Here is a 25,441-nt window from a genome sequence, read left to right as displayed (position 1 = left end):
CAAATGCTCCATATCTCTTGCGCAGCGTCACAATTTGAATTGAAAGTGTTTGTCGAAAAACAGCGCATTGCATAGGTTTAACTACGCAAAAGCTAACACGAGTTAGCAATATTCAAATAAAAACGGGATTTATGCCGGGAATATTTACTACGGCTCTGTTTTATGACGCCGTTACGTTGCCGTACTTATTCGTAAAGGTATTTGCCTCTCCCGTTTTCACAGACAGCGAACACCTGGTCAACCAAGGGAAAACGCCATGTCAGATAATTTTTTGCAAATGAATAATATTACCAAGCGTTTCCCCGGCGTGGTGGCGTTGAGTAATGTTGGATTTACTTTACGCCGTGGTGAAGTTCACGCCCTGTTGGGTGAAAACGGGGCGGGGAAATCCACGCTAATGAAAATTTTGTCCGGCGTGTATCAGCCCGACGAAGGGGAAATTATTTTCGAGGGTCAATCGGTAAAATTTGCCAGCCCGCTGGAGGCACAGCTGCTCGGCATTACGATTATCCATCAGGAGTTTAATTTATTTCCTGATTTAACTGTCGAAGAAAATATTTTTATTGGTCGGGAATTTTGTAAACACAATCGCTGGCAACTGGATGCCAAAACCCAGCGCCAGAAAGTACAAACGATCCTCGACACCCTGAATTTGAAAATCAAGCCAGAAACCCGCGTGGCGGACTTAACGGTCGCGCAGCAGCAGATGGTGGAAATCGCCAAAGCTATTTCCGTTAATGCGAAAATTTTAATCATGGATGAACCCACCGCCGCCCTGACGGAAAGCGAAATCGACAGTCTGTTCAACGTGACTCGCCTGCTTAGAGATCAGGGTACCGGCATTGTGTATATCTCGCACCGCCTGGAAGAGCTGGCGCTGATTGCCGACCGCGCTACCGTCATGCGCGACGGGCAGTACATCGGCACGGTGGAGTACGAAACGGTGCAAATCAGCGACTTAATCGCCATGATGGTGGGCCGTAAACTGGGCGACATCTACCCGCGCAGGCCGCCATTTACCGGGCGCGACGCGGTGCTGGAGGTGAAAAACCTTAACCGTAAGGACGTGCTGCGCGACATTAACTTCTCGCTGTATCGCGGTGAAATTCTTGGGCTCTCCGGCCTGATGGGGGCTGGCCGTACCGAGCTCGCCAGGGCATTGTTCGGTGCCGATAAAATCGATCAAGGCGAGGTGAAACTTAACGGCAAATCCGTCGTAATTAGCGATGTTCATCAGGCGATTGAACAGGGCATCGGCTATCTTACCGAAGACCGTAAAAAAGAGGGGCTGGCGCTGGGATTATCCGTTGAGCTTAATATTATGCTCGGGAATTACCCTGAATATTCCGATGCATTAGGGATTGTTAAAGAGAAACAGTGTCAGAAAACCAGCGAGCAATTAGTCAAAGCCTTACGCATTAAAACGCCCCATCTCCAACAGCCCGCGCTGCATTTAAGCGGCGGCAATCAGCAAAAAATTATTATTGCCCGTTGGGTATGCAAAGACACCGATATTTTGATTTTTGACGAACCCACGCGCGGTATCGATGTGGGCGCGAAACTGGAAATTTATGAATTAATGAATCGCCTGGTGGCAAAGGGGAAATCCATCATCATGATCTCCTCGGAATTACCGGAAATCCTCGGCATGTGCGACCGCATATTAGTGATGCGCAATGGCCGTATTACCGGTGAGCTGGATAACGCGACGGCCACTCAAGAAAATATTATGAAATATGCGACGTTAGAGGATTAAATCATGACTGACTCATTAACGCCCTCCAGCCAGCCGGCGAAATCAGGAAAAATTAACAAAGCCCTGTTAATGCGCCTGGCACCGTTATTAAGCCTGGTTTTACTGGTGATTTTTTTTAGCTTCAGCTCGCCGTTTTTCTTTAATACCGAAAATATTATGACCATCGCCCTGCAAACCTCGGTGATTGGCATTATGGCGATTGGCGTGACCTACGTGATTATCACCGCCGGGATCGACCTGTCGCTCGGGTCGGTGGTGGCGTTTTCCGGGGTGGTGGTGGGCCTGTGCGCGTCGTACAGTATGCCGCTGATTGTCTGCGTGATTGCCGGTATGGTGGCAGGTGGCCTGTGTGGCTTCGTCAACGGCCTGCTGGTCACGCGCGCCACTATTCCGCCGTTTATTGCCACGCTGGGCCTGATGATGTCGGTACGCGGCATCAATATGGTGATGACCGACGGGCGCGCCATTTACTTCTCGGATTACCCCACCTTCAAGCTGCTGGCGCAGGGACGCCTGTTCGACGTCCTCCCCTACCCGGTGTTTTACCTGGCGATTATCGCCGCCATCGCCGCTTACATCCTCAAGAAAACGGTAATTGGCCGCTATGTCTACGCCGTGGGCAGCAACGAAGTGGCCGCGCACCTGTCGGGCATCAAAGTGCAGCGGGTGAAGATTTTTGTCTACGCCTTCTGCGGGCTGCTCACCGGGATCGCCGGAGTAATTCTGGCGTCGCGCCTCAACTCCGGGCAACCGACCGTCGGCGTGGGTTATGAGCTGGAAGCCATCGCTGCAGTGGTGATTGGCGGCACCAGCCTGATGGGCGGCGTGGGCACGATTGGCGGCACCATTATCGGCGCGTTCATCATGAGCGTGTTGAAAAACGGCCTCAACCTGATGGGCGTCTCGCAGTTCTGGCAAATGGTCGCCATGGGCGTGGTGGTGGTGGCCGCGGTGTATCTCGACACGTTGCGCAAAAAAATGCGTTAGCGATCCGTTGTAGCGATGTGGATCTTCCCCTGTACCCAAACCTTATAAAAAACGGAGTCAATCCTATGAAAACCAAGTACCTGTTGAGCGCGTTAGCGGTGGCGGCGATGCTGGCCAGCCCCGCATGGGCAAAAAACCTTACCCTGCCGGTAGTTAGCAAGGGTTATCAGCATGAGTTTTTCCAGACCGTGAAAATGGGCACCGAAGCCGCCGCGAAGGAGCTGGGGGTGACCACCAGTTTTGTCGGCCCGGCGGATGAAACCCAAATCGCCGAGCAAATTCAGCTGCTGGAAAATACCATGGCGAAAAAACCGGACGGGATTTTGCTTGCCGCGCTGGACGCCAACGCGCTGGCACCGCTGGTTGAGAGCGCCAACAGCCGCGGCATTAAAGTGGTCACCTTCGATTCCGGCGTAAATTCAGATATTCCGGCGAGCTTCGTCGCTACCAACAACGTGAAAGCCGGGGCGCAGGCGGCAGACGCGCTGGCCGCCGCCATCGGCAATAAAGGCAAAGTGGGCGTGATCGCTCACGTGGCGGGCACCAGCTCGGCTATTGAACGCTCCGAAGGCTTCACCAAACAGATGAAAGAGAAGTACCCGGACATCACCGTATTGCCGGTGCAGTACAGCGATGGCGACCCGCAAAAAGCGATGGATAAAACCACCGATATGGTGCAGGCCAACCCGGATTTAGCCGGGATCTACGCCACCAATGAAGGAGCGACGCTGGGCGTGGCAAACGCGGTAGACAGCCTCGGCATTAAAGGCAAAGTAAAAGTCATCGGCTTTGACAGTACCGAAGCGATTATCGGCTTCCTGCGCGCGGGCGTATTGCAGGGATTTGTGGTACAGGACGCGTATCAGATCGGTTATCAGGGCATCAAAGCGCTGGATGACGCCATTAACGGTAAAACGGTCGAAAAAGTCATCGATATCCCCGTCAAGTATGTCAGCATGGACAACATTGACGACCCCGCAGTGGATAAACTGCTGCACCCGTTTGGTAAGAAAAAGTAATCCTGATGCTGTCGCCCTGCGGGGCGGCAGCATCGCGCTTAGCAGCGGGCAAATTTCGTAATGGTCGTCCAGGGGAATCACCGGTGTGTGATTATAATAAGCCTTTAGTCATCACAAGGGAAAAAGGCAGATGGCCAAAACCGTAGAACAGATTGCGACCGATCTTAATTTGTCAGTCACCACCGTCCGGTTAGTGTTAAGCGGGAAAGCAGAGCAGTATCGCATCAGTTTAAAAACGCAGGCCAGAATCAACGAATATGTCGAGCGTTATGGCTACACCATTAACCATTCCGCCCGGAGCCTTAAATTAAATAAAACGGAAACCCTGGGATTAATCATTCCCTGTATTTCGAACGTATTTTTCGCCACCCTTGCCGAAAAATTAGAGCTACGCTGCCGACGTTCGGGATACCAGTTAATGATCAGTTGTACCTATAACGACGTGGATTACGAAAATAAGCTGGTGAAAGCGTTAATCGCCCGCAATGTGGATGGATTGTTTATTGCGCCAGCCACCCTGGAAAATCAGCAGCACCATTTGCGTCAGGTGAAAAAGCCGCTGGTGCTGCTGGACCGCGATTTTAAATTCACCGACAACGCGCTGGTGGAAAGTAATAACTTCGCCGGAGGCGTGACGCTTACCGAGGCCATGCTCAACGCCAGCCAGGCACCGCTGTGGTTTTTAGTGGGCGATAAACAACTGCCGAGTATTCATGATCGTTTAGCTGGCTATTTACATGCCGTCGAACAGCACCCGCTGGCGTTATCGCGGGTGGCGGAAAATCTCTACAATACCCCGGAGGGCGGCGCGCAGATGATGAGAAACTTAATCGCCGAACACGGCGTGCCGAAGGCATTTATCGCCTCGTCGCTGCCGGTGCTGGAAGGGGCGATTAAAGAGTTGCGCGAACAGTGTGGCGGCATTCCGCCGGATATTAATATCGGCACCTTTGACGAACATCCGATGCTGGGATTTTTATCCAATAACGTCTGGTCTATGCAGCAGGATGAAGATAGCTGGGCGGAAAAAGCCTTCGATTTAATGCAGCAGGCGATTGACGGCACGCCGGTCAAACGCACTGAACAGGTGACGATGAAATTAATTAAGCGCCAATAACAAATTTAAAAAAACATCGCTGAAAACACATCAGGCAAAGCCGTTCAGGGCTTTGCCCGGCTCCCCTTAGCCAAATTTATGTTTTACCGATTCGGAGAAGAGAAATGGAACGTGAAAAACTGGCCCGTGGAATTATTGATACCTGTCTTGAAATGACGCGTCTTGGATTAAACCAGGGCACGGCGGGCAACGTCAGCGTGCGCTATCGCGACGGCATGTTAATTACCCCCACCGGTATTCCCTACGAGAAATTAACCGAACAGAGCATTGTTTTCGTCGATGCCGAAGGCCGTCATGAAGAGGGCAAATTGCCCTCCAGCGAATGGCGCTTTCACCAGGTGGTGTACCAGACCCGCGCCGACGCCAATGCGGTGGTGCATAACCATGCGGTGAACTGCACGGCGGTGTCGATTTTAAATCGCCCGATCCCCGCCATTCACTACATGATCGCCGCAGCGGGCGGTAACTCGATCCCCTGTGCGCCCTACGCCACGTTTGGCACGCGCAAACTCTCTGAATACGTGGCGGAGGCGATAAAAGATCGCAAAGCCACGCTGTTACAACACCACGGGCTGATTGCCTGCGAAGAGAATCTCGATAAAGCGCTGTGGCTGGCCCACGAGGTGGAAGTGCTGGCGCGGCTTTACCTGACGACTTTAGCCATCGTTGATCCGGTCCCGGTACTGGATGATGAAGAAATCGCCATAGTGTTGGAGAAATTTAAAACCTATGGCCTGCGGGTTGAAGCATAGCGAGCCCGATTACAGGCATAATTCATCAGGAGCAAACGTTATGGCTAACAGAATGATTCTTAATGAAACTTCATGGTTTGGACGTGGCGCGGTGAAGGCGTTACCGGACGAAGTGAAGCGTCGGGATTATCGCAAGGCGTTAATCGTTACCGACAAAACCCTGGTCGCCTGCGGCCTGGCGGCGAAACTCACCGACAAGCTCGACAGCGCAGGTCTTGAATACCAAATTTTTTCCGATGTGGTGCCCAACCCCACCATTAAGGTAGTGCAACAGGGTCTGGCAGCGTTCCGCCAGAGCGGTGCGGATTACCTTATCGCACTGGGCGGCGGCTCCCCGCAGGATACCTGCAAAGCCATCGGCATTATTATCGCCAACCCGGAATATGAGGATGTGCGCAGCCTCGAAGGCGTCGCCCCGACCCGCAATCCCAGCGTGCCGATTTTCGCTATCCCAACCACCGCCGGGACCGCCGCCGAAGTCACCATTAACTACGTGATCACCGACGAAGAAAACCGCCGCAAATTTGTCTGCGTCGACCCGCATGATATCCCGCTGGCGGCGTTTATTGACGCCGATATGATGGACGGCATGCCCGCCGCGCTGAAAGCCGCGACCGGCGTGGATGCGCTGACCCACGCCATCGAGGGCTATATAACCCGCGGCGCGTGGGAGTTGACCGATACGCTACATCTGAAAGCCATCGAAATTATTGGCCGCTCCCTGCGTCAGTCGGTGGCGGGCGAATCCGCTGCGGTGGAGGATATGGCGCTCGGGCAATACATCGCCGGGATGGGCTTTTCTAACGTCGGCTTAGGGCTGGTACACGGCATGGCGCACCCGCTGGGCGCGTTTTACGATACCCCGCACGGCGTGGCGAACGCCATTCTGCTGCCGCACGTGATGCGCTACAACGCCGATTACACCGGTGAGAAGTATCGCGCCATTGCGCAGGCGATGGGCGTGGATGTGCAGGGCATGAGTATTGCGCAAGCGCGGGAGGCGGCGATCGGCGCGGTAGAAGCGCTCAACCGCGATGTGGGTATTCCGGCCTCGCTGCGCGATGTCGGTGCCCGGGAAGAGGATGTGCCAGAGCTGGCACAGGCCGCACTGGCGGATGTCTGCACCGGCGGCAATCCGCGTGAAGCCACCCTGGATGATATCGTCGCGCTGTATCACGGCGCATTCTAAAACAGCAAGGCGGACCGCAGTCCGCCTTATTTTTCCCCGCGTTACGCTATCGCCCGCGCCGCGCCGTCAACGTGCTGACGCAAGCGGGCTTTCATATCGTTGTACGACTGGCTGGCAAAATTCTCGGCCCATTTCTGATCCTCAATCGCTTCCACCCGCGCCGCGCAGTATTTGGTTTCCGGCGTTTTTGACGTGGGGTCGAGGTTGTCCTGGGTGAGCTCGTTACAGGCACCAATCCACCACTGGTAAGTCATGTACACCGCGCCCTGGTTAACGCGCTCGTTGTAATTACAGCGCGAAATCACTTTACCGCGGCGCGACATCACCCACACCAGCGCCTGGTTGGCGACGCCGAGTTGGCGGGCATCGTCCGGATGCATCTGCACAAAGCCCGGCTCATCCGCCAGCGTCACCAGCGCCCGGCAGTTGCCGGTCATCGAGCGACAGCTGTAGTGGCCGACTTCACGCACGGTACACAGCACCAGCGGGTAGCTTTCATCGGGGATTTCCGCCGGGGCGCGCCAGGCGGTAGCGAATAGCTGCCCTTTGCCGCTTGGGGTGGCGAACGTATTGCCCTGATAAAGATACGGCGTACCCGGATGTTCCAGCGTCGGGCACGGCCACTGCACGTGGCCCAGCCCGGCCATTTTCTCCCACGTCACGCCGTAATAGAGCGGGCACAGCTCGCGCAGCTCGTTCCAGATAGCCTCGTTGTTTTCATACTTCATCGGGTAGCCCATGGCGGTGGAAATCAGGCTGATGATTTCCCAGTCGCGTTTGACGTTCCCTTTGGCTTCAATGGCTTTCTCAAAACGTTGGAAGCCGCGGTCAGCGCAGGAAAACACGCCGCCGTGCTCGCCCCAGCTGGTGGCGGGCAGGATCACGTCCGCCTGCTCGGCGGTTTGGGTCATGAAGATGTCCTGAACCACCACGAATTCCAGCGCGTCAAACCCACGGCGCACCAGCCCTAAATCAGCCTCGGTCTGGAGCGGATCTTCCCCCATGATGTAATAGGCTTTGACTTTGCCTTCCATCGCCAGATGCGGCACTTCGGTGATGCGATAGCCCGGCTCCGGATCGAGCGTTTGTGGATCGATGCGCCAGGCGTTAGCGAATTTCTCCCGTACCGCCGGATCGCTTACCGACTGGTATCCCGGAAACAGATCCGGCAGCGCGCCCATATCGCAAGCGCCCTGCACGTTGTTTTGCCCTCTCACCGGCCCGACGCCCACGTTCGGGCGGCCCAGATTACCGGTAAGTAGCGCCAGACCCGACAGCCCTTTCACCACGTCGACCGCCTGACCAAACTGCGTCACGCCCATGCCCCACATAATGGTGGCGGACGGCGCGGCGGCATAGGTGCGCATCGCCTGGCGGATCGCCTGCGCCGGGACGCCGACCAGTTCTTCTACCGCTTCCGGGCTGTAATCCGCCACGATGCTGCGGTATGCCTCAAAGCCTTCGGTGAAACTGGCCACGTACGCTTTGTCATAAAGATCTTCTTCGATCAGCACATGGGCAAAGGCGTTAACCAGCGCCATATTGCTGCCGTTTTTCATTTGCAGATGCTGATCGGCAATGCGCGCGGTTTCGATTTTACGCGGATCGCAGACGATGATTTTCGCGCCCTTCTCTTTGGCTTTCACCACGCGGCGCGCCACGATGGGGTGTGAGTCGGCACAGTTGTAGCCGAATACCAGCAGGCACGCTGAGTTTTCAATATCAGAAATCGAGTTGCTCATCGCGCCGTTGCCGAGCGTCTGGCGCAGCCCGGCCACGGATGGGCCGTGGCACACCCTGGCACAGCAGTCGATATTGTTATTGCCAATCACTCCGCGCGCGAACTTCTGCATCACGTAGTTGGTTTCATTTCCGGTGCCGCGTGACGATCCGGTGAGCATGATCGATTTCGGGCCGTATTTGGCCTTGATCGCCTGCAAACGGGACGCGGTAAAGCGTATCGCCTCCTCCCAGGAGACCACTTCAAACGGCCCTCCTTTCTGGCGACGAATCATGGGTTGCTGTAGACGTGGCGTCAGCAGCCGGGTGTCGTTGAGAAAATCCCAACCGTAATAGCCTTTCAGGCAGAGCTCGTTCTGGTTGGTGACACCGTTAGCCGCTTCAGCGCGGACAATGTTGCCGTTTTCCACACACAAATTGAGTTTGCACCCTGCACCGCAGTACGGGCACACAGAAATGATTTTTTCCATTGCGTAACCTTTTCCCCTGACCAGGGAGTCAAAAGTTTAAGAAGGATCCTGAGACTGACGTATCGAGCGCCGCACGGCGGCGTTTTTCCTGCACCATCTGATCGACGACATTTCTGTCCATCACCACCAGCGCGTTGGTCGGACACACCTCAACGCAGGCGGGACCGATATCGCGGGTATGACACAAATCGCATTTATTGGCCTGGGCGCGGGTATTCAGGCCGCTGCTTAATGCGCGGTCATCGTTAACCATCACCTTCGTCACCACATCCATGGTGCCGTAAGGGCATGCCACCACGCAGGTTTTACAGCCAATACATTTTTGTTGATCGACATAAATGAAGTCGTTCCTGCGCGTGATCGCGGCATTGGGGCATACCGTCGCACAGGGCGCGTCCTCACACTGGCGGCAGATCACCGCCGTACTGACATTAAAGCCTTTCACCACATGAATACGTGGTGAAAACGGATACTGCGTTATCTGCGCGATATCGCCGTCTCCGTGCGCCATTACACAAGCAATTTCACACGTCCGGCAGCCAATACATTTATTGGAATCCGCAAAGATGAACCGGTTCATCAGCTCACTCCTGAGTCTTCGTTATTGTTAACCGGACACAGCCGGTCACTCACATTGCAAACTTTCATAGCAATCCGCGTGCCAGAGCCACACCATGGAAAATAACCTTATAAATTAATCAGTTGATTAAGCCATTCATTCTCAATGTATTCTCAAAATGGCCTTTCGGCAGAAATGCCGAACATATTGCCCGATAAAAACCCCTGACAACCGCGTGCGGCTAACCGTCGGAAGGCCAGATTCCGATAACCGTTTCATGCAGCAGCCATGGATTGAAGACAGGGTTTCACAAATGTCTAAATTTTTGCTGTCGATCACAAAAACTGAGTAATTCCCTCGTGGAAAAATAATCAACTATATTTATTACGACAAAATTGCTGATATTAAATCTGACATTTTTGTCTGCATGCTGCGGATGACATTAATTAGTGCTTCTGATTAGCCGGATTGAGATAGATTATCCAGTAGGTGATCCCCACCAGCACGCCGCCGCCAATAATATTGCCAATCGTCACAGGGATTAAATTATTAATAATGAAATCATGGACAGTTAATGACGGAAACTGTTCGGCACTCATGCCTATTGAATGCCAGAATGAATCTGGCGCGAAATAGCGGATAACGATACCCATCGGGATTAAGAACAAATTCGCAATGCTGTGCTCAAATCCGCTGGCAACGAACATCGCGACCGGAAATAACATGGCGATAACTTTGTCCGTTAGCGAATGGCCGGAATAACTCATCCATACCGCCAGGCAGACCATCAAATTACACAATGTCCCCAGACAAACCGCTTCGATAAACGTATGATGGAGTTTATGGTCAGCCGTGCTGAGTACGCTCAAACCCCACAGCCCGCCTGATGCCGTGTACTGACCCGCCCCCCAGATCAAGGCCACCAGAAACAGCGCACCGGCCATATTGCCCAGATAAACAATTATCCAGTTTACAATAAGTTGCCGCCAGGTAATTAAACCACTGGCTTTGGCAACGACGGTCAATACCGTTGAGGTAAAAAGATCGGCACCGCAAATAACCACCAGAATCAACCCCATCGCAAAACATAATCCGCCCGCCAATTTTGTTAACCCGTTTGACGGACTACTAGTAATCACGGTTATATAAAACACAAAGGCCAGGCCAATGAACACACCTGCGGTAATAGCCAGAAAAAAGGATAACGATTTCTTTTTTGTAGCTTTATAACATCCCGCCTGTTCAGCCACTTTTGCCATTTCTGCTGGCAGTCGCAAATCAAAAAAATTATTGTCGCTCATGTTGATCACCATCAAATTGGATTAAAAATAGAGACAGCATCAGACTTTCCTTATGCATAATCTGTACCACTCAATTTTTAATCATCTGGAGATTTGAACTCGCTAACAAATAAATGTAAAAACAGGGCAAATGAGAATAGTTATCAAAATAAGCGACCAATAACCTGACATGACACATTCAAAACAATTATCCATGAAGGTATAATTTTTTTAACGGTGAAATTTCTTGTGAGTTATTTTCACCTGACACCAGGGTGATTAATGTGACTATGGCTTCCGATAACGTGATGACGTCTTCTTCTGTGCAGGAAAATATTCTGCGAATATCGCAATCGCTTTTTTTACAAAGCGATATTCCCGGTCTGCTACAGACGCTGATCCGCCATCCGGCACTGGCGTATGTTCCTGCCGCGCTGGAACTGCGCCTGCCGCATGTCCGCTGGCATTGTAATGCGCAAGGCAACGTCGCAAAGCAAGACAATTTGTTTTCCGCTGCTCAGGAGGAGCCTAAAGACGCGTTTGTTCAGCCACTGACCGTCAATGGCAATGCGCTGGGGCGTTTACTGTTTATCCCGCCCGCACAACATCCGTTCTGCGCTAACGCGAAACTCTGGCTCAGCCAGCTGTGCGCGCCGGTCGCCGCTGTGCTACAGCATTTGCTGACCCAGGAGGCATTGCAGAATGAGTGCCGACAATTGCGCGATGAACGCGATCATTTCCGCATACTGGTAGATACCACCAATTCAGTCATTTCACATCTTGATATGCACGCGCTGGTGTCAGAAGTTTCAAAAGAGATTCATCGTTTTTTCGGCATCGATTATATCGGGATGGCGTTACTCGATGCCGATTCACGTCATGCGCGTTTCGATCTTTACTCCACATGGTATGTCCCCGGCTCGCCGCTGGTCTGCGAACGCGAATACATCGCCATGCAGGATACGCTGCTGGCGCAGAGCGGCGCGCAGCCACAGCTTTGCGTGATGCAGTTGAATAACGAAGATGAAAAGGTTCGCGAAGACGGCCTGCTGACTCGCGCTTCTCGCAACGGGCTGAATAACATCTGCCTGCTGCCGCTGCAATTTGGTCATGAACCCCAGGGCGTATTGATTCTGGCCCATCGCAGCGGCGGGATGTTTCAGGGTAGCCATCTCCATTTACTCCAGCAAATCGCAGCGCGCATCAGCATTGCCGTGGATAACGCCAGCGCCTACAGCGTTATCAATCGACTGAAAGAAACCCTTGAGATCGAGAACATCTGGCTTAACGAGCAGATCGGCAGCGAAGAACATTTCAGCGAGATCATTTACCAAAGCCAGGCCATGAAAGAGGTAATTACCCAAATCGAGATGGTGGCACAAAGCGACTGCACCGTCCTGATCCTCGGGGAAACCGGCACCGGTAAAGAGCTGGTGGCGCGGGCGATCCACAATTTAAGCCAGCGCAAAGGCCACCGGATGGTGAAAATGAACTGCGCCGCCGTCCCCGCCACGCTGATTGAAAGCGATCTGTTTGGTCATGAAAAAGGCGCGTTTACCGGCGCGACTTCAACCCATATTGGCCGCTTTGAGCGCGCGGAGGGCGGTTCGCTGTTCCTGGATGAGGTAGGCGATATGCCGCTCGAACTTCAGCCAAAGTTGCTGCGCGTGTTGCAGGAACGGGAAATCGAACGTCTTGGTAGCAGCCGGGTGATCCCGGTGAACGTGCGGCTGATTGCCGCGACTAATCAGGATCTGCACCAGAAATCGCTGGATCGGGAATTCCGCAGCGATCTCTACTATCGCCTGAACGTGTTTCCGATCCTGATCCCACCGCTGCGTGAGCGCCCGGAAGATATCCCATTACTGGCGAAGCATTTCACCCAAAAAATCGCCCGCCGCATGAACCGCAATATCGACAGCATTTCTGCCGAAGGGATGCGATTGCTCAGCCAGCTGCCGTGGCCGGGCAACGTGCGCGAGCTGGAAAACGTGATTGAGCGTGCGGTGATTTTAAGCCAGGGCAATACGCTGCATTTACCGCTGGAAAAGCTGCGCCACTATTTACCTGCTGAACCGCCTGCCCCGGTACGCGCGCCGCGTTCGGCACCGGCCATGATCACCCCGCCGGTGCCGGAACACGACGACGCCGAGCGCGAGCGAATTATTCAGGTACTGCGGGAAACTAACGGTATAGTCGCCGGTCCACGCGGCGCGGCGGCAAGATTGGGGTTAAAGCGCAGCACGCTATTATCAAGGATGCAAAGACTGGGAATATCGGCGCGGGAGATTTGAGTAAGAGATTTTTAAAACAATAATGCCGGGGAATATCCCCGGCAAACGATCCATCAAAAACAAACTTATATTCCTTCAGATTCCCTTTCCACCACCAGCGCCTCAATCCCTTCCGGCCCCTGCCAGTTTTCCAGATAGTGGTACAACCGCTCCACCGCGTCATTCACCGATGGGGTGATGGGAAAATAAAACGCCACGATATCCGGCTGAATGCCGATAAACGTCACGTCTGGCACATCGTCCTTCAGGCTGTCGATCAGAAACGTCAGCGGCATGGTGTGGGTGCTGACGATAAACATCTCGGCAATATCATGCGGATCCACCACCCGAATTTCACCGGGGTTTAATCCCATATCGGTGGCATCGACTACCACTACTCGCAACGGGGCCAGTGCGCGGACCTGATGCACGACGTTTTCCGGCGCAGAGCCGCCGTTAACCACGGTCCAGCCGGGGATCGGGTCGCGCAGTAATTTCTCTCCAAGTAGCGGGCCCGCGCCGTCGTCGCCCATCATGCTGTTGCCGACGGTTAATACCACGCCGTTGATGTCTGAAGGTTTCATGGTTTCCTCTTCACAATCAGATAGATGGCAGGTTCTCGCACAATATCCCCCATCAGGCGGACCAGCGTGGCGCTCCAGTGATTAAACGGCTCGGCCGCCGTGTCGCGCAGCGGCGCAAGCGCGTTTGCCAGTAGTGACGTATGGGTGGAATCGATGGTGATCTCGCCAAAGGTCAGCAACCCGTGCAACTTACGCCTGGCCTCCCCTTCCGGCAGCAGTTCAAGCCACTGCTGATACTGCGCCAGCGGGCATACCAGTTCGGTTTTCAGGCAGTCGATCATCCCAACGTGATGGCCTATCGCCAGCGAGTAGTACATGACCTGCTGCGCCTCTTCCGGCACGTCGTCATCGCTGTCGACGAATTTCTGGCGCAGCGACCAGAACACCACTTCTGGCGGACGGGTATTAGCCATGCTGGCCTCCCTGCTGTAACAGCCCGGCCAGACGCTGGACGATTTCCCGCAGTCGCGGATCGTTTTCTTCGCTCATCCACTGCGATAAACGCGGCGCAACTTCCCCCACCGACGCGCCGTGCAGGCGTTTTAAAAACTCGTCGCTGATCAACCGCCCCTGCCAGTAGCCGCCCATGCGTCGGGCTTCACGCTCGATCATCACCCGGGTCGCCAGCGGTACTTCCGGCAAGATCAGCGCCGCTTTTTCCCCAATGGCCTCGATATGCTGTTCGCCCTTCAGTTTTTGATCGAGCAGCCCCAGCGCCACCGCAAAGCCGTACAGCGTGGCGGCGGGCGTCGGCGGGCAGCCAGGGATCCACACGTCGATTGGCACAATGGATTCGCTGCCGCTCCACACGCAGTACAGATCGTGGAAAATTCCGCCGCCGCAGCCGCAGGCTCCATAGGAGATGCAGATTTTCGGGTCCGGCGCGGATTCATAAGCGCGCAGCGCCGGGACGCGCATCGCACGGGTCACCGCCCCGGTAAACAGCAAAATATCGGCATGGCGCGGTGAGGCGACGACTTTGATGCCGAAGCGCTCGGCATCAAACAGCGGGGTAATCGCCGAGAAAATCTCGATTTCACAGCCGTTGCAGCCGCCGCAGTCCACGCGATAAACATAGGCGGAACGCTGAATATCCTTTAGCAGGGTACTTTTCAGCTTTGCCGCCTGCTCATCCAGCTGGATCGGCTGGCTGACGTGATGATTCACCTTAATGTCCGGCAGGCTCATGATTTTTCTCCCACAGCAATCTGGCGCAGGCGCAGTGCACCGTTGGTGCTCAGGTTGTATTTTTGACGGCAGCCCGGGCAGCATTCATACACGCCGCGCAGCGCCTCTACCGTGTCCGGATCGCTGCTGGACTGGGCCAACAAATCCAGGGTTAACGCCAGCGCTTTTTTGGTGGTAAACGGCTGATGGCACTGCGGGCAGCTGTGCAGCGCGAAAGTCGCCGTGGTGTAGAGATCGGCTTTATTGGTCACCGCCAGTTCGAACTCTTCCGACAGCACAATGGCGCGGGTCGGGCACACTTCCTCGCAGCGGGCGCAAAAAATGCAGCGGCCATAGAAAATCTGCCACACTCGCTCACCGGTGGTGGTGTTGGTTTCCATGGTTAACGCATTGGCCGGGCAGGCTACCGTACAGGCTCCACAGGCGATGCACTGTTCGGCGTCGTACACCGGTTTACCGCGAAAGCCCGGGCAGACTTCCAGCGGTTTAAACGGGTACTTCACCGTGGCTTCGCCCGTTTTGAGGATGGTTTTAAACAGTTTCAGCATCGTTTAGTCCTCACTTGAGCGGCGACTGGGTGCGCTCAATCCCGTAGCGTTCAATCTCCTGATACGGCACGGTTTTGACGCTGCGTTTACGCACATCCACCAGCGTGACGCGATCGGTACAGGAGTAGCAGGGATCAAGGCTGCCGATAATCAGCGGCGCGTCAGAGACGGTATTGCCCTGCAGCATGTAGCGCAGCACCGGCCAGTTGGCGTAGGTGGCCGCGCGGCAGCGCCAGCGGTAGAGCTTCTGGTTATCACCCAGCATGCTCCAGTGAATATCTTCGCCGCGCGGCGCTTCGGTATAGCCCAGCGCGAACTTATGCGGTTTATAGGTAAAGCCTTCGGTGAGGATGTCCCCTTCCGGCAGGTTATCCAGCGCGTACTCAATCATCGCCATCGAGTCGAACACCTCTTTCACGCGCACCATCACGCGGGAGAACACGTCGCCGCCGTCCATGGTGAACAGCGTTTTCGGCAGGTTGCCGTAATCGGCGAACGGGTGGTCAAAACGCACGTCGCGGGCAAAACCGCTGGCGCGGATCATCGGCCCGACCGGACTGTGGTCGCGGGCGACTTTGCGGTCCAGTACGCCAACGCCCACGGTACGCTGTTCGATATTTGGCGTACTGAGCAGCATATCCACCAGATTCTGAAATTCGACGCGCATTTCGCGCACCAGCTTCAGGGTATTCAGGCGCTGGGTTTTATTGATATCACGGCGCACGCCGCCAATCAGGTTCATGCCGTAGGTTTTACGCGCCCCGGTGAGCAATTCCGCCATGGTCATGGATTTCTCCCTGATGCGGAAAAACTGCATAAAGCCGGTATCGAAGCCGACGAAGTGGCTGCTCAGGCCAATGTTCAGCAGGTGGCTGTGCAGCCGCTCCACTTCCAGCAAAATACTGCGGATAGTGTGGGCACGTTGCGGCACGAAAATCCCCAGTGCGTTTTCCACCGAGGTGGCGTAGGCCACGCTGTGGGTAAAGCCGCAGATACCGCAGACCCGGTCAGACAGAAACGTGACTTCGTTATAGCCCATGCGGGTTTCCGCCAGCTTTTCCATGCCGCGATGGACATAGAACAGCCGGTAATCAGCATCGACAATCTGCTCGCCGTCGACGAACAGCCGGAAGTGGCCCGGTTCGTCGGAGGTGATATGCAGCGGGCCAATCGGCACCACGCGGGTTTCCCCGGTGGCTTCGTTAACGAACGGATAGGTTTCGGTTTCCGTAGTCGGTGCCGGGCGCTGGCGATAATCCATGGTGTCTTTGCGCAGCGGGTAGAGATCGTCCGGCCAGTCGTCCGGCAGCACCAGACGGCGCTCGTCCGGCAGGCCAACCGGTTTCAGGCCGTACATATCGCGCACTTCGCGCTCGCCCCAGACCGCCGCCGGTACGCGCGGCGTCACGGACGGGTACTCCTGGGTAATCGGGTTTACCAGCGCCTTGACGGTGATCCAGCACTTTTCCTGGCCTTCCAGCGACAGCACGTAATACACCGCAAACTGGCCATTGAGCGGGCGCTCGTCATTGCCGAACAGCACCGGCAGCCAGCCGTTCAGCTGGTAGTAAATAAACTCCACGACTTCCGGCAGCGCGTCAGTTTTAACCGTAATGGTGAGCTGATCCGCCGTTTGCCATTCTTCGTCCAGCACCGCCGCCGGGAACTGCTGGCGGATTTGCGCCAGGTAACCCACGCCGCGCCTGGCGCTGTTTTGCATATTGTTGACGAAATTTTCGTAGCTCACGTTACTTCTCCTGACGATGAGTGGTGGCGGTAATGGATGCGTCGTGGGTGGCCCACGGCCACGAATAGCGCTGTTGTGAATCGGGCTGATTCAGGACGATGGTGGAGGCGCGCTCCAGCATGTAAGTCACTGGTTTTGGAATGTGGGTGCCCATCACCAGCATCAGCACCAGCAGGATCAGCAGCGGTAGCGTGGTCAGAATACCCAGCTCTCCTTTCGCTACTGCCTGCGGCGCTTCGCCGAAGCACACTTTAGCGACCATGCGGATCAGCCCACCCAACACTACCGTCAGCAACAGCAGCAGCACGATAGTGAGCCACAGATGTTCGCCCGCCAGCCCGGCGGTCACGGTCATAAACTCGCTGAGGAACACGTTAAACGGCGGCATCCCACCGAGGGCCAGCGCACCGCCTGCCAGCAGCACCGCGCTGAACGGCGCGACGCGCATCATGCCGCGCACCACGTCCAGATCGCGGGTGCCGTATTTCAACAGCAGGTTGCCGGAACCGCAGAACAGCAGCGCTTTCGCCAGGCTATGGTTAAGGGTATGCAGCAGCCCGGCCAGCACGCCCAGCGGCCCGCCGATGCCGATCGCCACCGCGATGAGTCCCATATTCTCTACGCTCGAATAGGCCAGCAGGCGTTTTACGTCGCGCTGCACCAGGATAAAGAACGCCGCCACCGCTACCGAAAGCATGCCGAAGACAATCAGCAGAGTGTTGGGAAACTGCGGGCCAATCGCTGCACTGATCAGGATGTAATAGCGCACGATGATCAGCAGCGCGCAGTTGAGCAGTACCGCCGACAGCAGCGCACTGGTGGGGCTGGGAGCCTCACTGTGCGCGTCCGGCAGCCAGGCGTGCATCGGGAAAATACCCATCTTGGTACCGAAGCCAATCAGCACGAACACAAACGCCAGATGCATCAGCGTCGGGTCCAGCAGATCCGGGTGCTTCATCACTTCGGTCCAGAAAATGGCGTCGCCCGGATTCGGCAGCACGCCCGCCGCGTTGGAGTACACCAACACCGTACCGTAGAGGCCGAACGCCACCCCGACGGTACAAATGATGATGTATTTCCAGGCCGCCTCCAGCGACGAACGCTGGCCGTACAGCCCCACCAGAAACGTCGAGCTGAGGGTGGTGGCTTCGATGGCCGCCCACATCAGGATCAGGTTATTACTGGTCACCACCAGCAGCATGGTGAAGATAAACAGGTGGAAGAAGCCGTAGTAGTTGCACAGACTCTTCACACTCAGTTCGCCGCTGTTGACCTCGTGATTCATATACCCGATGGAGTACAGGCCGGTTAAGAAACCGACCACGCCCAGCAGCCCAAGGAACAGGCCGCTCAGGCTGTCGAGATGCAGCCACTGGTGCGCCGCCAGCAAATCCTGGTGTTCATACACCAGCGCCACGCCCCACAGGCTGACGCCCAGCAGCGCGGTGATCGCAACGGCATGGAGCGCCGTCACCACGCCGCGCGCGCCATCGCCGAGCAAACGGCAGGCGAACGCCAGTAGCGCGACCACCAGCGGTATGCCCAGCAGCCAGAAAAACATCGTACTGTCATTCATCTGCTTACCCCTTCAGCGCCGTCAGTTGATCAACATTGAGCGTGTTGAGCGTGTGATAGATTTTGCGCGCCAACACCGCCATCACGATCACGGCAAAAATAGCGTCCGTGGCGATCCCGATTTCCACCAGTTCCGGCGCACGGTTGGCCAGCAGCGCCAGCGTCAGGTGAGAGCCGTTTTCCATCAGGCAGTAGCCGAATACCTGCTTAAGGATGTTGCGCTGAGTGACGATGCACATCAGCCCCAGCAGGAAGTGTCCCAGCGATACCGCCAGCGCCGGTTTCAGCTCCGTCACCAGCGGCACCTTAACCGGTTCCACGACGAACCAGGCCAGCAGCACAATGACGGCGGCGGCCACCATCAGTAGCGCAGGGCTGATAATCCCGGCATTGGCGCTGGGATCGGAGAGTTTGCGAAACGCGTAGCCCATAATCAGCGGCACCATCACCACTTTGGTGATAAAGGCGCTAATCGACCAGGAGAGCAGCTCATGGGCGTTGAGGGTTTCCGCGAGGGTGATAAAAATACCCACCAGCATCAGCGACTGCAGCGCATAGAACCAACACGCGGCGGCAGGACGTTTGACGCCAATCACCAGCAGCGAGGTGATCATCATCACGCCCGCGAGGTTATTGACGATAAGTGTTCCGGTCATGTTCGACTCCCTTATCCCAACCAGGCGACAGCAATGACGCTGGAGCACAGCGACATCACCACCAGGACAACCAGCACCGCCCGCATCGCGACCGGCACCGGCGAGGCATCCGCCACCGCCTCGCTCGGCTCGCCGGGCACCACGCGCCCGAACCAGTACAGCAGCCAGGCGAAGCTCGCCACCGATTCAACCAGCAGCAGCACCATCAGCGGGGTCATTACCCAATACTCGCTGGAGAGCGCGAAGCCGGCGGCAAACAGCGGGAACTTGCTGAAGAAGCCGTTGAATGGCGGCACACCGGCAATCGCCAGCGCCGCCACGCAGAAGCCGACGCCCAGCAGCGGCATCGTGCGCATCAGCCCTTTCAGCTTCGGCAGCATACGGGTGCCGCAGCTGTAGCTGAGCGCGCCCGCCACCAGGAAGAACAGGCTCTTGGCAAAAGCGTGGTTGAAGATGTAAGCGATACCGCCGTTGAAGGCCTCTTTCGAGCCGAACACCGACATCGACAGGGCAAAGAAGATCCAGCCCAGTTGGGTGATGGTCGACCAGGCGAGCAGGCGCTTCATGTCTTTCTGCGGCAGGTACATCATGAAGCCGTAGACAATGGTGAGGCTCGCCATGCCCATGCCGATCCAGCCGATGACGTGCGGCACCTGGTCGGCAGAGAGAATGGCGCGGGCAAAGATATACACGCCCACTTTCACCATCGACGCGGCATGCAGGTAAGCACTCACCGGGGTTGGCGCTTCCATGGCGTCCGGCAGCCAGGCCTGCAACGGCAGTTGCGCCGATTTACCCCAGGCTGCGAACAGGATCCCGCCGAATACGATCAGGCTGGCCGGGCCGTCCAGTTCTGCCAGCGCGCTCAGCGCGAAGGTGCCGGTTTGCAGGAACAGCGTTGCTGCCGCCAGATACAGACCGATGGAGGCAACGTGGGTGATCAGCAGCGCTTTCATGGCGGAGCGCTGAGATTTAGCGCTCTGGTAATAGCCAATCAGCCCCCAGGAGCAGCCGCCGGTAATTTCGAAAAACAGCAGTTGCCCGAGGATGGTGGACGACAACACCAGCCCGGCCATCGCGCCGATAAACACCAGCAGCAGCGCGTAGTAGCGGTTGGTGCCGTCGTGCGGATGCTCGCGGTTGCCTTTGGTCAGATAGCCGGTGGAGTAAAGGCTGACTAAGAAGCCTAAAAACACCACCGCGAACACGATCAGCGTGCTGACGCGATCGAGCGTGAAGCCAAACAGCGCCACGTCGCCGTACTGAACCAGCGACAGCGTGGTGGCCTCCATGCCGCCCAGATAAAACAGCCACGCCAGTTGAACCGTGCCCAGCGTCGCCAGCAGCGCGACGAGGGTACACAGCCACGGCGCGTAACGCTGCGGCAGGCAGGCCGTGAGCAGCGCCCCGATAAAGGGGATCAGCAGGGTCGCAAGTGCGATAGTTTCCATAATGGTTTCCCTGCTCCTTACAGACCGGTTAAGTAAAAGACGAAGGCCAGCGTCGCAACGCCGAAGCCCAGCCAGGTGACGCGGTGGGTCAGCAGGAAGCGTCCACGCGCCAGGCTGTTCTCAATCAGCCCGGCCAGCACAAACACCACCAGCAGCTTGATGCAGGTGGCAAGCACCGCCCACATCAGCGCCGGCGGGGTAAATTCCGCCGCTTTGCCGAACGGGATAAACACCGCCAGGAACAGCTGCGCCACCACCACCTGCTTCAGGCCCAGCCCCCATTTCACCAGCGCAAAGCCTGAGCCGGAGTATTCGGTCAGCGGTCCTTCCTGCAACTCCTGCTCCGCCTCCGCGAGGTCAAACGGCAGTTTGCCCATCTCGATAAAGCAGACGAAGGCACAGGCGATAAACGCCAGCAGCGTGGCGGTCGGCGAGCTCCAGCCCTGCGCCAGGGTGGCGCTGATGGTGCCGATATTGGTGGAACCGGCGATCAGCGCCACCACCAGCAACGCGAGGATCAGCGTCGGCTCGACTAAAATGCCGATAACCAACTCGCGGCTGGCCCCGATCCCGGCGAAAGTGCTGCCGGTATCCAGCCCGGAGAGCGAGAAGAAAAAGCGGAACAGCGCGAACAGGTACAGCAGCGTAATCAAATCCCCTGCCCCGCCGAACGGCGACATCAGGGTGAAGATCGGTAAGGTCATCGCCACCAGCAGCATCGACCCCAGCAGCACGTAAGGCATGATGCGGAACATCGCCCCCGACTGCGCCGGGGCTACTTCCTGGCGTTTGAGTAATTTGGCGATATCGCGGTAGTCCTGCCAGATGCCCGGCCCCTGACGCGAATGCATCCGGGCGCGGATCTGGCGGGAGATCCCGGTGAGTAATGGGGTAACCCCCAGCATGATCAGGGCCTGAACCAGCGCGAACAGCCCCATGGTCAGCGTCGGTGTGTGTTGCGTTAACATGCGCTCCCTCCTCAGACCGCGGTGATCACAAGTAAAACGACCAGCGCCGCCACGACATACAGGCAGTAGAGACGGAAATCCCCACCCTGCAGTCGCTGTATCCCGCTGCCCACGGACTGGGTCAGACGGACCAACGGATAGATAATTTTTTCATCCCAGAACGGCTCGACGCGGGTGGCACCTGCGGTGGTTTTCTCCAGCGCGCGGCCCAGCCCGGCAGACGGATCGAGCTGACGACGCAGTTTGTACAGCGAGGAGAACATCACGCGCAGCGGCTGGGTGAAGCTGCCGGCGGACGCCGACATCGCCTCTTCCCAGGCGTAACCACAGGCCCACGGCTCGCCGCGACGGCGGAAGCTTTGTTGCCCGCGGCGGTTAGAGAGATAAATCATCAGAGGAATTAACGGCAGCGCCAGCAGCAGAATGAACATCACCGCAGGAGAGAGCATCGCCTGATGGGCCACGCCCGGTACCAGCAGCGCACCTTCGCTGACCGTGACGGCTGGCGTGTGTACCAGTCCGGCGGCGATGTTCGCGATAACCGGCGCGATCCATGCCGCGCCAACGCCCAGCACCACACAGAGCAGCGCCAGCAGCAGCATGGCGGCGGTCATCGGCCACGGCACTTCACGCGCCTCGGCTGCTTTCTCGCTGCGCGCGCCGCCGCAGAAGCTAATGCCATACACCTTCACGAAGCACATCGCCGCCAGCGCGCCGGTGATCGCCAGCATTACCATGGCGATTGGGCCGCTCAGTTTCATGATAAAGCTGCCGTCGCGGCTCATGGTGAACAGCGACTGGTAGGTGTACCACTCGCTGATAAACCCGTTGAGCGGCGGCAGTGCGGAAATCGCCATACAGCCGATCAGGAACGCCAGGCCGGTCAGGGGCATCAGCTTGCCTAAGCCGCCCATTTTTTCCATATCCCGGGTATGGACGCGGTAAATAATCGCCCCCGCGCCGAGGAACAGCAGCCCTTTAAACACCGCATGGTTCACCAGATGGTAGAGCGCGCCGAGAATACCCAGCGTCGCCAGCACCGGATGACCGGTGGCGATACCCACCATGCCGACGCCGACGCCCATCAAAATGATCCCGATGTTTTCCACGGTATGCCAGGCCAGCAGGCGCTTAATGTCATGCTCCGCCAGCGCGTACAGCACGCCCAGCACCGCTGAAACCGCGCCGAACGCCAGCACCACGATCCCCCACCACAGCTGGGTGGCGAGTAAATCAATGCCGACTTTGATAATCCCGAAGATCCCGATTTTCACCATCACGCCCGACATTAATGCCGAGGCGTGTGACGGTGCGGCGGGGTGTGCGCGCGGCAGCCAGCTGTGCAGCGGCAGCATCCCGGCTTTGGCCCCGAAGCCCAGAAACGCCAGCAGGAACACCACGGAAGCGGTGCCCGGCGAGAGTTGCAGTGCACGGAAGCTGGCGAAATCGAGGCTGCCGCTCTCCCGCCACAGCAGAAAGAACGCCATCATGATTAACACCGATCCGGCGTGAGCGATAAAAAAGTACAGCAGCCCGGCGTTCACCGATTCTTCATCCTGCTCGGCGATAACCAGGAACCACGACGCCAGCGACATCATTTCAAACAGGATGATGAAGTAGAACGCATTGTCCATCACCACCAGGCCGACCATGGAGGCGATAAACAGGTTCATAAAGAACCCCATGCCCCATGCGCCGCGCCCGCGGTATTCCTGAACGTAAGAGAGCGAGTACAGCGAGCACACCACCACCAGCAGGGAGATCACCAGCAGCATAAAGGCGGCCAGGCCATCGAGACGAACGCTGAAGGCAGCAAACGGGAACAGCCCCTGGGTGGCAAACACCACCGCGTCGCCGCCCATCACCACCGGCCACGCGGCGGCAATACCCAGAATGCCGCCGATCATCGCGCCCACGCCAGCGACATATATCGCTACCTGCTCTGCGTGGCGCAACAGCAAAGAGGCGCAGCCGCTCGCGACGTAAAACACGATGGCCCATAAAAGAAGCTGAAGAGAATCCATCATAATTTCTGCTCCTGAGAAGCGGTGGGGAACAGGTTCAGCTCCGGCGGCAGACTGCTCATCGCCGCCAGACGCCGCGCTTTTGCCTCCCGCGCGATGCCGCGTTCATCCACCAGTTTCAGCGCCGCCGTCGGGCACGCCCTGACGCAGGCCGGGCCTTCCGCGCGGAAATCGCATAAGTCGCACTTCACCGCCACGCTGCGCACCCCGGCGTTCCAGGCAAGAAACGGATTCATGCTGGCAGGGCTTTCCGGCACATCGGCCAGCAGATTTGCCGGGACATAGTTTTCGAATTGCGAGGGGATAGACAGCGGGCGGCTGCCCGATGGCGTGATGGCCCCAAATGGACAGGCCAGGCCGCATAACTTACAGCCGATACACAGGCTTTCGTTAAGTACGATGGCGTCGTTTTCATGCGTGATGGCGTTCACCGGACACACCCTGGCGCAGGGAGCATCCTCGCAGTGACGGCAAAGCATGGGGGCGGTCTGCTCGTCAACGCGGGTGACGGTCAGACGTGGATGCGATTGTAATCCCTGAGCCTTATGGACCTCCGAGCAGGCGGCCATACAGGTATTGCATCCGATACATAGCTGTGGCTCCGCAATCACGAAGCGATTCATCGCTGTACCCTCCAGAATCATATGAATAACAGCGAGTCGATACCGTCGGCATTGCCCACTGCTGGTCTTGTCAGCAGGCTTTAAGCAGGAAGTGTGCCAGTTTATTAACCATAATTAATTGTCAATTAATTCATGTGGTTATTTATGGTTTCGGTTTGGATTTTGAAGATGTCGAGCCTGAAAAATGCCGAATCGGCATTTGTGTCGACACGGTTCAGGAAGCAGGCTGCGCTGTGTGGATAAGACGTGCCGATTGCGCGACACGTTTTGATGGAGGGATTAGTCGTGGTGGTGATGGGGATGTTGATGGGAGTGTGTCTCGTCAGGGTCAACCGGCACGACGATCACCTGACCATGTCGCACCCCACGTTCGGTAATCACCTTATCGGCAAAAGTGCGGACATGCTGGGTCTCCCCTTTCAACAACGACACCTCAAGGCAACTACCGTGGTCGAGATGCACATGCAGGCTGGTGAGCGACAGGTCATGATGATCGTGAAAAGTACGCGTTAGCCGGCGGGATAATTCGCGGGCTTCGTGATCGTAAATATAAAACAGCGCCGCGATGCACGGCCCGCTAGCGCTGGTGGTGGCGGCGTCCTGCAAGCCGGCACGAACTAAATCACGTACCGCTTCGGAACGGTTTTGATAGCCACGGGTTTGGATCAGAGCATCCACTTCAGCCAGTAAATCATCGTCAAGTGACAGGGTTACACGTTGCATAGTTCAATCCCAAACAGAGTGTTGTGCGCAGTATGGCATGCGTTGGAACGCTGAACATTGATGCCGCGCGGTTTGCGTGCGGTCTCCCCTTTTTGTGCGATTTTACTGGAGTTTTTCTGTCGCGGGCCGACGTTAATAATGCGACTGACGCTCAATCCCTGGAATCGGTAACTAGCTTTTTTTTCGGATTAACGCCAGGGTAGTGAATGCCT

General features: G+C 56.6%; 22 protein-coding genes. 7 read left to right on the top strand and 15 right to left on the bottom strand.

Annotated elements, in window-relative coordinates; genetic code table 11:
- Positions 1 to 256 precede the first annotated feature (256 nt).
- The 6 genes from FND52_RS19930 (at position 257) to fucO (ending at position 6,820) form a co-directional block, all read left to right on the top strand.
- On the top strand, positions 257 to 1,756 hold the full coding sequence (locus tag FND52_RS19930) for a sugar ABC transporter ATP-binding protein (protein WP_144132863.1): 1,500 nt from the start codon (positions 257 to 259) through the stop codon (positions 1,754 to 1,756).
- 3 nt (positions 1,757 to 1,759) lie between these two features.
- Positions 1,760 to 2,743: an ABC transporter permease gene (locus tag FND52_RS19925; protein ID WP_125293855.1), complete on the top strand. Its 984-nt coding sequence runs from the start codon at positions 1,760 to 1,762 to the stop codon at positions 2,741 to 2,743.
- 65 nt (positions 2,744 to 2,808) lie between these two features.
- Complete coding sequence (locus FND52_RS19920) at positions 2,809 to 3,762, top strand: ABC transporter substrate-binding protein (RefSeq protein WP_125293856.1); 954 nt, start codon at positions 2,809 to 2,811, stop codon at positions 3,760 to 3,762.
- 130 nt (positions 3,763 to 3,892) lie between these two features.
- The gene (locus FND52_RS19915; RefSeq protein ID WP_125293857.1) at positions 3,893 to 4,879 is read left to right on the top strand and encodes a LacI family DNA-binding transcriptional regulator; all 987 of its coding nucleotides are present in this window, start codon (positions 3,893 to 3,895) and stop codon (positions 4,877 to 4,879) included.
- A gap of 104 nt (positions 4,880 to 4,983) precedes the next feature.
- Positions 4,984 to 5,631 carry an L-fuculose-phosphate aldolase gene (gene fucA, locus FND52_RS19910; RefSeq protein ID WP_125293858.1) on the top strand — a complete coding sequence of 216 codons (648 nt, stop codon included), beginning with the start codon at positions 4,984 to 4,986 and terminating at the stop codon, positions 5,629 to 5,631.
- A 40-nt stretch (positions 5,632 to 5,671) separates the two neighbouring features.
- Positions 5,672 to 6,820 (top strand): lactaldehyde reductase, encoded by a 1,149-nt coding sequence (gene fucO / locus FND52_RS19905; protein WP_144132861.1) that lies wholly within the window; start codon positions 5,672 to 5,674, stop codon positions 6,818 to 6,820.
- Between the two features lie 41 nt (positions 6,821 to 6,861).
- On the opposite strand, the gene fdhF is transcribed toward fucO, so the two are convergent.
- The 3 genes from fdhF to focA all read right to left on the bottom strand — a co-directional run bounded on the left by fdhF (position 6,862) and on the right by focA (position 10,890).
- Positions 6,862 to 9,030 (bottom strand): formate dehydrogenase subunit alpha, encoded by a 2,169-nt coding sequence (gene fdhF / locus FND52_RS19900; protein WP_144132859.1) that lies wholly within the window; start codon positions 9,028 to 9,030, stop codon positions 6,862 to 6,864.
- A 28-nt stretch (positions 9,031 to 9,058) separates the two neighbouring features.
- Positions 9,059 to 9,610: an electron transport protein HydN gene (gene hydN, locus FND52_RS19895; protein WP_144132857.1), complete on the bottom strand. Its 552-nt coding sequence runs from the start codon at positions 9,608 to 9,610 to the stop codon at positions 9,059 to 9,061.
- A 425-nt stretch (positions 9,611 to 10,035) separates the two neighbouring features.
- Complete coding sequence (focA, locus tag FND52_RS19890; RefSeq protein ID WP_125293862.1) at positions 10,036 to 10,890, bottom strand: formate transporter FocA; 855 nt, start codon at positions 10,888 to 10,890, stop codon at positions 10,036 to 10,038.
- A gap of 269 nt (positions 10,891 to 11,159) precedes the next feature.
- Here focA and FND52_RS19885 point away from each other — a divergent pair, with 269 nt between their 5' ends.
- Entirely contained in the window at positions 11,160 to 13,163 is a 2,004-nt protein-coding gene (locus FND52_RS19885; protein WP_244290597.1) for a sigma 54-interacting transcriptional regulator, read from the top strand.
- 65 nt (positions 13,164 to 13,228) lie between these two features.
- On the opposite strand, the gene hycI is transcribed toward FND52_RS19885, so the two are convergent.
- The 12 genes from hycI to nikR all read right to left on the bottom strand — a co-directional run bounded on the left by hycI (position 13,229) and on the right by nikR (position 25,229).
- Positions 13,229 to 13,726 carry a hydrogenase maturation peptidase HycI gene (gene hycI / locus FND52_RS19880; protein ID WP_144132855.1) on the bottom strand — a complete coding sequence of 166 codons (498 nt, stop codon included), beginning with the start codon at positions 13,724 to 13,726 and terminating at the stop codon, positions 13,229 to 13,231.
- Positions 13,723 to 14,139 (bottom strand): formate hydrogenlyase maturation HycH family protein, encoded by a 417-nt coding sequence (locus FND52_RS19875; RefSeq protein WP_144132853.1) that lies wholly within the window; start codon positions 14,137 to 14,139, stop codon positions 13,723 to 13,725. The genes hycI and FND52_RS19875 overlap by 4 nt, the downstream gene beginning before the upstream one ends.
- Positions 14,132 to 14,914: an NADH-quinone oxidoreductase subunit B family protein gene (locus FND52_RS19870; RefSeq protein ID WP_144132851.1), complete on the bottom strand. Its 783-nt coding sequence runs from the start codon at positions 14,912 to 14,914 to the stop codon at positions 14,132 to 14,134. Before FND52_RS19870 ends, FND52_RS19875 begins: the two co-directional genes overlap by 8 nt.
- A complete protein-coding gene (gene hyfH / locus FND52_RS19865; RefSeq protein ID WP_125293866.1) occupies positions 14,911 to 15,462 on the bottom strand; it encodes a hydrogenase 4 subunit H in 552 nt (183 codons plus the stop codon). The genes FND52_RS19870 and hyfH overlap by 4 nt, the downstream gene beginning before the upstream one ends.
- Before the next feature lie 10 nt (positions 15,463 to 15,472).
- On the bottom strand, positions 15,473 to 17,182 hold the full coding sequence (locus tag FND52_RS19860) for a hydrogenase large subunit (protein WP_192798717.1): 1,710 nt from the start codon (positions 17,180 to 17,182) through the stop codon (positions 15,473 to 15,475).
- A gap of 28 nt (positions 17,183 to 17,210) precedes the next feature.
- Positions 17,211 to 18,785 (bottom strand): hydrogenase 4 subunit F, encoded by a 1,575-nt coding sequence (locus FND52_RS19855; RefSeq protein ID WP_125293868.1) that lies wholly within the window; start codon positions 18,783 to 18,785, stop codon positions 17,211 to 17,213.
- 4 nt (positions 18,786 to 18,789) lie between these two features.
- Positions 18,790 to 19,440: a hydrogenase 4 membrane subunit gene (gene hyfE / locus FND52_RS19850; RefSeq protein WP_125293869.1), complete on the bottom strand. Its 651-nt coding sequence runs from the start codon at positions 19,438 to 19,440 to the stop codon at positions 18,790 to 18,792.
- Positions 19,441 to 19,451: 11 nt separating this feature from the next.
- The gene (locus tag FND52_RS19845; protein ID WP_125293870.1) at positions 19,452 to 20,891 is read right to left on the bottom strand and encodes a hydrogenase 4 subunit D; all 1,440 of its coding nucleotides are present in this window, start codon (positions 20,889 to 20,891) and stop codon (positions 19,452 to 19,454) included.
- Positions 20,892 to 20,908: 17 nt separating this feature from the next.
- Positions 20,909 to 21,859, bottom strand: a complete 951-nt coding sequence (locus tag FND52_RS19840) for a respiratory chain complex I subunit 1 family protein (protein WP_125293871.1) — start codon at positions 21,857 to 21,859, stop codon at positions 20,909 to 20,911.
- Between the two features lie 11 nt (positions 21,860 to 21,870).
- The gene (hyfB, locus tag FND52_RS19835) at positions 21,871 to 23,883 is read right to left on the bottom strand and encodes a hydrogenase 4 subunit B (protein ID WP_144132947.1); all 2,013 of its coding nucleotides are present in this window, start codon (positions 23,881 to 23,883) and stop codon (positions 21,871 to 21,873) included.
- Positions 23,883 to 24,506, bottom strand: a complete 624-nt coding sequence (locus tag FND52_RS19830) for a 4Fe-4S dicluster domain-containing protein (RefSeq protein WP_125293872.1) — start codon at positions 24,504 to 24,506, stop codon at positions 23,883 to 23,885. The genes hyfB and FND52_RS19830 overlap by 1 nt, the downstream gene beginning before the upstream one ends.
- 279 nt (positions 24,507 to 24,785) lie before the next feature.
- Positions 24,786 to 25,229, bottom strand: a complete 444-nt coding sequence (nikR, locus tag FND52_RS19825) for a nickel-responsive transcriptional regulator NikR (protein ID WP_125293873.1) — start codon at positions 25,227 to 25,229, stop codon at positions 24,786 to 24,788.
- Positions 25,230 to 25,441 lie beyond the last annotated feature (212 nt).

This window comes from Atlantibacter subterraneus (assembly GCF_007570865.1).
GTDB lineage: Bacteria > Pseudomonadota > Gammaproteobacteria > Enterobacterales > Enterobacteriaceae > Atlantibacter > Atlantibacter subterraneus.
The sequence above is the reverse complement of the archived record's forward strand: the minus strand, read 5'-3'. Positions and strand labels throughout refer to the sequence as shown.